Origin of the sequence: Pseudoalteromonas sp. TAE56 (assembly GCF_000497955.1) — a bacterium.
GTDB lineage: Bacteria > Pseudomonadota > Gammaproteobacteria > Enterobacterales > Alteromonadaceae > Pseudoalteromonas.
In genome coordinates, this window is the sequence record NZ_AUTN01000049.1 from 1 (window position 1) to 9463 (window position 9463).

A 9463-nucleotide genomic window follows, 5' to 3' on the forward strand; every position below is an offset into this window, starting at 1 on the left:
GGCAGCAAAGCGCTCTTTTTGGAGCGGCTTACCTAGATTTGAAAGCTCATTTCTGTCAATTACGTGTTTAGCGCCTAACTCTTTTAAATACTCACTTTGATCTAATCGGCCCGTTGCTGCTGTTACGTTAAACCCAAGTTGATTTAATAAATAAATAGCAAAGCTGCCTACGCCACCATTAGCACCCGTTACCAGTATTTCGCCAGACTCAGGCGTAATACCTTGTTTTTCAAGAGCTATAACACTTAGCATGGCGGTATAACCGGCGGTACCAATTTGCATGGCTTGTTTTGGTGAAATACCAGCAGGCAAGGGGATTAGCCAATCGCTATTAAGTGCCGCTTTTTGAGCAAGCCCACCCCAATGTTTTTCGCCTACACCAAAGCCATTTAATATTACGTTATCACCGCTTTTAAATTCATCGCTGGTGGAATTTGTAACCGTACCCACTAAATCAATACCTGGCACCATAGGAAAACTACGTACAACGGGGCCTTTGCCAGTAATTGCTAAGCCATCTTTATAGTTAAGTGTGCTGTACAGCACGTCGATAGATACGTTTTCGTTTGGTAAATCACTATGTTCGATAGTAGATAATGAAGCGCTATAGTTATTATCTTCTTTATTAATAACAATGGCTTTAATTGGGTTACTCATGGGATATCCTTTTAGACCGATCGTCTTTTAATTGGTAAATAAAAACGCATTAGGTTAATAATGCGCGTAAAAACATTTCTGTATACAAAGTAAGTGGGGTATTTGATTTAGTGAGCTTGGCGCGCATAACAGCACCTTCCCAACCAATCCAAAAGTACTCACTCATTAATTTTGTGTTTACATGGCTTGCAATAGTGCCTTGCTGCTTAGCTTGGTTTAAGCAAACTTCTACATGGTTTTGCCAAGCGGTGTAGCTTTGCATTAATCTGGTTTTAAACTCTTCACTTAAATGATTAAGCTCTTGGTTTAAGTTACCGACTAAGCAGCCACGTTTGTAATCGTATTTTTTCATCCCCTTAATTGCGCTTTGGGTAAAATTAACGATTCGCTCCAGTGGGGGAACATCTTCTTGCTGTAAGTAATAGGTAAGCTTGGCAATAAAATAATTGTCGTATGCATCAACTAACGCAATACCGTAGGCTTCTTTACTTTTAAAGTAATGATAAAAAGAGCCTTTAGGTACAGCGGCTTTTTTTAAAATAGTATCGAGGCCTGTGGCGCTAAAACCAAATTCGGTTAGTGTTTCTAGGCCCGTGCGAATAAGTAACGCTTTTGTATCGGCGTTCTCTCTGGCTATTTTAGGTGGGCGACCACGGCGTATTGGTGTTGATGTATTTTTGTTCATAGGTATATATTAGACCGATCGACTTTAAATAATCAAGTGTAAATTTAAATTGTTTAAAAATAGTTTAAATTAGGCGAGTAATAATAACTGAAATAAAAGTGTCACGATTACATTTTTGCTTGGAACTTAGTTAAATTACTCAGGTCGTAATTTATGTACTTAAGTACATTTTAGCGATTATTGAGTCGCATTTTATTTAGCATAAAACCGGTCAAATTAAATGTTGTATGACCACTTACTTTTTTAAATGTTAATTCATTTTTGCATCAGCAGCTTAGTTAAAGTCAAACAATTTAATTGCTTTTACGATTTGAATTTTACATTTTTATTAACTATTCATTAAATGTAGATTTCACTAATGCTACACAATATATAAATAAAAAGGTGAGGATATTACCGATGAAGAGACAGAAAAGAGATCGTTTAGAAAGAGCTCATTCTCAAGGTTTTAAAGCAGGTTTAGCAGGCCGCTCAAAAGAGCTATGCCCTTATCAACAAGTAGATCCAAAATCAGAGTGGTTAGGAGGTTGGCGTGAAGCGATTGAAAACCGCAACATGTACAAAACCTAAAATCAATAATCGAATTTAAGCAAAAAGGCCTCCACATTGGAGGCCTTTTTGTTTGTGCGTTTAAAAATTAAAATGCGCTAGTGTCTTGGAACAAGCCCACTTTTAAATCTTTTGCTTCGTAGATTACTCGGCCATCTACTTCTACAGTGCCGTCAGCAACGCCCATAAACAATTTACGTTTAATTACGCGTTTCATTACAAGGCGGTAAGTTACTTTTTTATTAGTTGGTAAAATTTGGCCAGTAAATTTAACTTCACCCACACCTAGCGCGCGGCCAAGACCAGGGCCACCAGACCAACCTAAGTAAAAACCAACTAGTTGCCACATAGCATCTAAGCCTAAACAACCTGGCATTACTGGGTCGCCTTTAAAATGGCAATCGAAAAACCAAAGGCTAGGGTCAATATCAAGCTCAGCAACAATCTCGCCTTTACCATGAATTCCGCCATCAGCGGTAATAGAGGTAATGCGGTCCATCATTAACATGTTGTCACTTGGTAAACGGCAGTTGCCTTCACCAAACATTTCACCTTGACCGCAAAGGATCAAATCTTCTTTTGTATAGCTATTTTTAGGTTCCATAACACTTATCTTCGCTTAGAAATTGCCAAGTACTTTAGCGTACACTTGTACGCTAAACAACTCGGAGCAGTTAAAAAATCAAAATATTGCATATTAAATCACCAATCAATCAGCGCGATTGGTTTTTGCACTATAAAACCGCGCAATTACAATCAGAAATCATTATAATTGGCACTGTCTTATAACCAGTCTAAAGGAAGTTTATGATCCTTTTTGTTAACTCACTAACTGTGATTGATTTTTCTTACTTATGTAACAAACGCGGCGCCGTTGGCGAGAGCTGGATTGTTGATTTAACTTTGCACGGTAAACTTAACGAAGAGTCTATGGTTTTAGACTTTGGTTTAGTTAAAAAGCAAATTAAAGGCATTATAGATGAGTGTATTGATCACCGATTAGCAATTCCTACGGGCCTTAATGGCACTGTATCTGAATTTGACGAGCATAAAACACTCGACTGTACATTTGGTGAAAACAACCACTTGGCTATGAGTGCTCCTCATCAAGCTTATTGCATGATTAACGCAAACGAAGTCACTGTTGAATCGGTAACTGAATTTTTAATTGCGACTATTTTACCAAAGCTACCAGATAACATAGAAAAAATTGAGTTGTCTCTTAAGCCTGAGCACAGCCAGAGCTTTTACTATCATTACAGCCATGGCCTTAAAAAGCATGACGGTAATTGCCAACGTATTATTCATGGGCATCGTTCTCAAATTGGTATTAGCCTAGACGGCATCTCTATGCCGCGCTTGCAAAAAGAATGGTCTCAAAAGTGGGAAGATATTTACTTAGCCACTAGTGAAGATCAAATTAACGCACCTGATTTAAAACACCTAACAGCCAAAGCGGATGATGTATGTTTTGCTTACACATCGGCACAAGGCTATTTTGAAATGGCTATAAGCGAGTCTCGTTGCGACATTTTACCAGTAGACACCACTGTAGAATGTATTGCTGAACATGTAGCTGGCCAAATTAAAGCCCAATACCCAGAAAAAGCAGTAAAAGTTACCGCTTATGAAGGGGTTGGAAAAGGATCGATTAGTTATGTTTAAAACACTTATAGCAACAGCGCTTGTCGCTTCTGCTAGCTTTAGTGCTATGGCGCTTGAGTTAAAAGGGCATTTAACACAAGGCGGTTTAGTTACAGGTAAGCTAGAAAACGCTAAATCAGTAAGTTTAGATGGCAAAAGCTTAAAGCTTTCGCCAAATGGTGATTTTGTATTTGGTTTTGGTCGTGACGCTGATACTACTCATACTTTAAAATGGGTAGATAACAATGGTAAATCGCATTCACAATCGATAGCTATTACTAAGCGCGAGTACAAAATTGATAAAATTACTGGTGTAGCTAAAAAGTATGTATCTCCGCCAAAAGAAGTCAGTGCACGTATAAGCCGCGAAGCTGTTGCTGTTCGTAAAGCGAGAGAAGTTGACTCTGATTTACTGTACTTTTTAGACCCTGTGTTAAAGCCTGCAGAAGGACGTATATCGGGTGTTTATGGCAGCCAACGTTATTTTAATGGCGAGCCTCGTCGCCCACACTTTGGCTTAGACATAGCTAATAAAACAGGCTCTCCTGTTTATGCTCCAATTAGTGGCACAGTGGTATATGCCGAACCTGATTTATATTACTCAGGCGGTACATTAATTATTGATCATGGTCATGGTATTACCTCAACTTACATTCATTTAAGTAAGCTTAATGTAAAAGTGGGTGACACAATAACGCAAGGCAACAAAGTGGCTGAAATTGGTGCAACAGGGCGTGTAACGGGTCCTCACCTAGATTGGCGTTTTAACTGGAAAGGCGAACGCCTTGATCCTGCATTACTAATGCAAGATACATTAGCAAACAAAAAGTAGAGATTATGACTGACGTAAATCGCGATGCAATAATTGCTCAGCGTATTGAAGACTCAACCACATCGGTAACTAAAACAGTGTTTCCAGGGCGCACCAATCATCACAATACATTATTTGGTGGTGATGCACTGGCGTGGATGGATGAAGTTGCATTTATAGCGGCGACTCGTTTTTGTCGTAAGCCTTTGGTTACTATATCCTCTGATAGAGTTGATTTTAAAGAAGCGATACCAGCAGGTACGTTTGCAGAGTTAATAGCTAAAGTAGTGCATGTAGGTAACACAAGCTTAAAAGTTGATGTAGATATACTCTTAGAAACTATGCACAGAGACGATAAGCACTCAGCCATTAGTGGTAGCTTTACGTTTGTTGCAGTTGATGATAACCACAGACCAACACCGGTAGTATGCGATAAAATGATTTATGGTTTTGACTAATTTAAAGCTTTAAATACAAGATAGAGTAAAGTTATATGAGCACCTTAGTTGGTGCTTATATAAAACCCTTAAAAGAACACATCATACTTAATGTTAATTAAATATAACCTCAACAACAGAGTTAATATTAACTAAAAAAAGTAATCAAACTGGTGGGATTGATAGGGGGGAGAGTTGTTGGATTTGGATACTAAAAAGGTATGCTTTTAACATACCTTTTTGGTTATCTTCAGCTTTTAATTACACTTACGTAAATACTTTTTAAAGCACCATTGCTGCAATCCAGCCAAATATCAGCAGCGGAATGTTAAAGTGAATAAACGTTGGAATAACAGAGTCTCTAATATGGTCGTGCTGACCATCGGCATTTAAACCTGAGGTTGGGCCAAGCGTTGAGTCTGAAGCAGGAGATCCGGCATCACCTAAAGCGCCCGCAGTACCAACAAGTGCAGCGGTAGCCATAACAGAAAAGCCAAGGTCTAAACATAGAGGTACAAACAACGTTGCAATAATAGGCACTGTTGAAAACGAACTACCAATTCCCATTGTAATTAATAAACCAACTAACAAAATAACACCCGCAGCAAGGGGTTTATTGCCATCAAAAAGGGCGGCTCCACTGTGTACTAAGCTCGCTACATCGCCGGTAGCTTGCATAACCGATGCAAAGCCTTGTGCCGATATCATAATAAAACCAATCATCGCCATCATCGCAACGCCTTTACTAAATACGTCGCCGTTTTCTTCCCACTTAACTACACCAAATACACTAAATATCATTACACCTACTAGACCACCTAAAATCATTGAGCCACTTAGGTTTTGTGCAACAAGTGAGGCTAACACAGCGCAAAGTCCTACAATCATTACTTTTTTAGGCTTTTCGACATCAGCAGATTTACTCTGAGTTGTTAATGGGAGCTCTGTGTATTCACGGCGTTTTTTGTAGGTAATAAATACCGCAATAAGTAATCCAATAAACATACCCAATGCAGGAATAATCATCGCCATAGGGACTTGTGTATTTACAATATCTAAGCCGTTATCGACCAGGTTTTTATGCAAAATAGAATATAAGTAAATACCCCCAAAGCCATAAGGCAGAACCATATAAGAGGTTGCTAATCCAAATGTTAAAATACATGCTATAGCACGCCTGTCTAACCTTAGCTGATTAAAAACAACGAGTAACGGTGGAATTAAGATAGGAATAAACGCTATGTGTACAGGTACTAAGTTTTGCGAAGAAATCGCACAACCTAAAATAATTAATAAAATGAAGTAACTTAAAAATGTTTCATTCCCGCTGCCTTTAGCATTTACTTTGGCAAGTAACTTATCAGCGAGAATGCGTGTTAAACCCGACTTAGAAATAGCAACGGCAAACGCACCAAGCATGGCATAACTTAGTGCAATTTCAGCTCCGGCAGAAAGGCCAGAATTAAATGCATCAACACTTTCTTTTATACCCAAGCCTGCGGTTAAACCAGCAACTAAAGCACTTATGATCATGGCAACAATGACGTTAACGCGAGCCAGAGATAGCCCGAGCATTAAAATAACGCCTATAACAACAGCATTCATAGTATTCTCTATTTGGAAATTTTAATTAATTTTATCAGATCTTTAGCCTGAGTTTTACGCTCTTTCGTAAAAGGTTTTTTACCATAGCGTACTTGGTTAAATAACTGGCTAAATGTGTTTATAGATTGTGCAGAATGAGGAAGTTGCTCAGCAAAAAAATGTAACTGCTGACTCGGTGTTAAATTATCGGGTGTATTTATTTTTTGTTTTTTCGCCCATGCTTTTATTTCATAGAACTCTTTAACCATAGGCGCTAATTTAGCCGGACGTTTTGGTAAGTTTAAATAAACAAAATAACCGACAAAACAAAAACCAGCTGTTAATAAAACTATTAACGGTACAAGCCAAATGTTTTTACTACCAAAAATTGATTTTAAAAAATCATTTTGTTTTTCTTCATCAAAACCAAGTACCCAGCTAGACCATTGATAATCGAGATTTTCAAGTTCCAACCTTAACCAATTAATAGCGGGGAAATTACTTAAACTCACTAAACCAAAATCAAGATTACTTTTAAATTCGTTATTCAGCTCTTCGTTTTGAGAAAGTGAGCCATTTAAACGCTCTGGTGCTACAACAGCGGTTGCATCAAAAATAACCCAACCCTCGTTTTGTAAATATACTTCTACCCATGCGTGTGCGTCGTACTGGCGAACAGTGAGCGTATTATTATCTTGATTTAATTCACCACCTAAATAACCACTTACTAATCGAGCGGGTATACCTGCGGTTCTAAAAATGTAAGCAGCAGCGCTTGCATAATGACCACAAAAACCTCGTTTATTATCAAATAAAAATTGGTCAATTGTATTATCGCCGCTCATAGGTGTAGGAGTTAGCGTGTAAGTAAATCCCGTACCTGCAAAGTATTGTAATAAGCTATTGTAAAAATCGCGGTCAGAGTGTGTTTTTTGCTTTAAGTTTTTAGCAAATGATGATGTTTTTATATTCTTTTTATGGGTTAGGTATTTGTAGCGTTTTTCTTCAAATTCGCCAAGCGGTAAAGCTGTGAAGTTAAAGCTATTTACATCGTATTGTAAGTTTTTAGCTTGTCGGTTTTTTTTTCGCAATAAACCTAGCGAATTACCTTCAACATTTTGTGAGTTACTACTGGAATAGGCTAAACCATAAAGCCACTTTTGTGTAGCAGGCTCTGTAATAACTGAGTAGCTTGCAATAAGTTGCTCATCATTTTTGCTCTGCGTATTTGCTTTTAAGTTATTATATTTTAAAAAGTCAGACGTAAGCCACGCATTGCCATTAAATTCATCATGGACGATTGCTCGCCAATAATAAGGCGCTACAGGTTTTTCTTCGTTAAATTTAGCTCTAAATACAAGTTCATCTGAGTTTGAAAGCTTTGCGATATCGAATGGATCGACTTGTTCAGAAAGCCCTGTTTTTGCAAGCTTAGGTCCAGGAAGTTGCCAAAAGGCGGGCATTTTGGGTAAAAAAAGCAGTAAAAATATAGCTAAAGGAAGCGCTAAAAGTAGCAATTTACCACTTTGCTTAGAGGCTATTTTTAAATTATGTTTGGACTCGAGTAGGCCAAGTACTGCAAAGTTTAATATGTATAAACCACTTACAGTTAAAGTCGTTAAAATGCTTTGGTTGAATAAATACACCGATGAGAGTGAAAAAAATGTAAGCGTTGTAATTACATGATAGTGTTTTTTGGTTTTAGCCTGCAGCAGCTTAAATAAACTAGCAAGTAGCAGCATGGCCACAAATAAAATAACCGTATCCGACATGCCTATGGTGTAGAGCATTAAAACTAGTGACACACCTGCGAGTATGTTTGCCAGCCAAGCATTTGGCTTTGGTTTATTACTCAGCGTTATGTAAAAGTTCCATGCACAAATAAGTGCAAGTACACCAACAAAAACAAGGGGTAAATGCGCTATAAAAAATACAATCAAACAGGCATATATAAAAGACAGTGAAAAATTTATTACTTTTTCGTTTTTAATTATGCTCATTAAACACCACCATTATATGAGCATAATAACGCTAAACATTGCTGCTTATGATGCTGTCCGGTATTTGTGTTTATCGTTTTACTCGGTAGCTTTAACATAAAAGGGGTGTTTTTCTCGGTTGCTTCACACACTAAAAAGCATAACTGACTTAAGCGCTGCTCTGTATCTCCATTCATTAACGTAAAATCGAAGAGCGCATTCGCTATTTTAAAGTCTACAAACTCTTTAACTAACAATTGCTGTGTTTTTGCGTAATGCTTCCACGACACTCTTTGCAAGCCCATTTCCGGTAAGTGTGGGATGAGTGCCTCAAACTCTTCGCTGCCCGATTGTGTAGAAATACCTTTATCGGCTTGCTCATCAAGCATAGAAATATGCGCATCACTGTGAACTTGTTCAAGCGACGGGTATACAAATACATCTTCTTGTAATTGAATGTAGCTCCAAACAGTTATCAAACCAAAGGGATAGTTACTCGCTATTTTAATACGTTGCACTGAGTACTTACCGCGTGAGCTGTAAGGTAAGTGGAGTGTAAGTAACTGAGGTTTACTATCAACTTGGCCGGTATATTTGTGAGTTTGCTCACTCCCTTGATATGTTAAATTAATAGATTGGGTTACTGAAGGGCTTTGTAATTCAAATATAATACTCGGTTTTTGAGGAGCGTAGCTATTAAATGCATCTTTAAATTTAACTGTTAAGCCTTTAGCGTTACTGTAGCCCATTAATACAGCAATAATCATTACCACAAACATAAGATAAGACATTATTAAAATTAAATTATTTTGATAATTAATGCCCATCACAAAGTTTAAAATAGCTACAACTATAAAATACCAACCAAGGGATGATGGCAATACATAAATTGTTCTGTGTTCAAGTGTAATTGAGTTTTTTAAATGTTTATTTTTTAATAACTTATTAAATACACTTTGCTTAAATGATTTAAATAAAGAAGGGCGCTTAGCTGTTTTTTTTGGCATAAAAGTTTATACCGGAACTAATACGTTTTTTAAAATATCGTTTACTTGCGCTTCACCTGACTCATTATGCAAACCTAATCGATGCTGACACACACTTGTAAAAACGGCTT

General features: G+C 37.5%; 10 protein-coding genes and 1 pseudogene. 4 read left to right on the forward strand and 7 right to left on the reverse strand.

Annotated elements, in window-relative coordinates; translation table 11 throughout:
• On the reverse strand, positions 1–657 hold a 657-nt coding region (locus L656_RS0101700; protein WP_024597963.1), incomplete at its 3' end, for an acrylyl-CoA reductase family protein.
• Between the two features lie 49 nt (positions 658–706).
• Positions 707–1342 (reverse strand): acrylate utilization transcriptional regulator AcuR, encoded by a 636-nt coding sequence (gene acuR, locus L656_RS0101705; protein ID WP_024597964.1) that lies wholly within the window; start codon positions 1340–1342, stop codon positions 707–709.
• A gap of 399 nt (positions 1343–1741) precedes the next feature.
• Between acuR and rmf the strand changes: the two genes are divergently transcribed.
• Positions 1742–1912: a ribosome modulation factor gene (gene rmf, locus L656_RS0101710; RefSeq protein ID WP_002960897.1), complete on the forward strand. Its 171-nt coding sequence runs from the start codon at positions 1742–1744 to the stop codon at positions 1910–1912.
• 67 nt (positions 1913–1979) lie between these two features.
• Here rmf and fabA read toward each other — a convergent pair whose 3' ends face one another.
• The gene (gene fabA, locus L656_RS0101715) at positions 1980–2495 is read right to left on the reverse strand and encodes a bifunctional 3-hydroxydecanoyl-ACP dehydratase/trans-2-decenoyl-ACP isomerase (RefSeq protein WP_007582756.1); all 516 of its coding nucleotides are present in this window, start codon (positions 2493–2495) and stop codon (positions 1980–1982) included.
• Between the two features lie 203 nt (positions 2496–2698).
• Here fabA and L656_RS0101720 point away from each other — a divergent pair, with 203 nt between their 5' ends.
• From L656_RS0101720 to L656_RS0101730, 3 genes are read left to right on the forward strand one after another with little or no spacing between them, the layout of a single operon-like run.
• The gene (locus tag L656_RS0101720; protein ID WP_024597965.1) at positions 2699–3556 is read left to right on the forward strand and encodes a 6-carboxytetrahydropterin synthase; all 858 of its coding nucleotides are present in this window, start codon (positions 2699–2701) and stop codon (positions 3554–3556) included.
• Positions 3549–4367 (forward strand): M23 family metallopeptidase, encoded by an 819-nt coding sequence (locus L656_RS0101725; RefSeq protein WP_024597966.1) that lies wholly within the window; start codon positions 3549–3551, stop codon positions 4365–4367. The genes L656_RS0101720 and L656_RS0101725 overlap by 8 nt, the downstream gene beginning before the upstream one ends.
• A gap of 5 nt (positions 4368–4372) precedes the next feature.
• Entirely contained in the window at positions 4373–4804 is a 432-nt protein-coding gene (locus L656_RS0101730) for an acyl-CoA thioesterase (protein WP_007582749.1), read from the forward strand.
• A gap of 261 nt (positions 4805–5065) precedes the next feature.
• Here L656_RS0101730 and L656_RS0101735 read toward each other — a convergent pair whose 3' ends face one another.
• The 4 genes and pseudogenes from L656_RS0101735 to L656_RS1000000123380 all read right to left on the reverse strand — a co-directional run.
• Entirely contained in the window at positions 5066–6388 is a 1323-nt protein-coding gene (locus L656_RS0101735; protein WP_024593634.1) for a Na+/H+ antiporter family protein, read from the reverse strand.
• 8 nt (positions 6389–6396) lie between these two features.
• On the reverse strand, positions 6397–8367 hold the full coding sequence (locus L656_RS0101740; protein ID WP_024597967.1) for a transglutaminase family protein: 1971 nt from the start codon (positions 8365–8367) through the stop codon (positions 6397–6399).
• Positions 8367–9353 carry a DUF58 domain-containing protein gene (locus tag L656_RS0101745; protein WP_024597968.1) on the reverse strand — a complete coding sequence of 329 codons (987 nt, stop codon included), beginning with the start codon at positions 9351–9353 and terminating at the stop codon, positions 8367–8369. Before L656_RS0101745 ends, L656_RS0101740 begins: the two co-directional genes overlap by 1 nt.
• A 6-nt stretch (positions 9354–9359) precedes the next feature.
• A pseudogene (locus L656_RS1000000123380) lies at positions 9360–9463 on the reverse strand (AAA family ATPase); the annotation flags it as partial.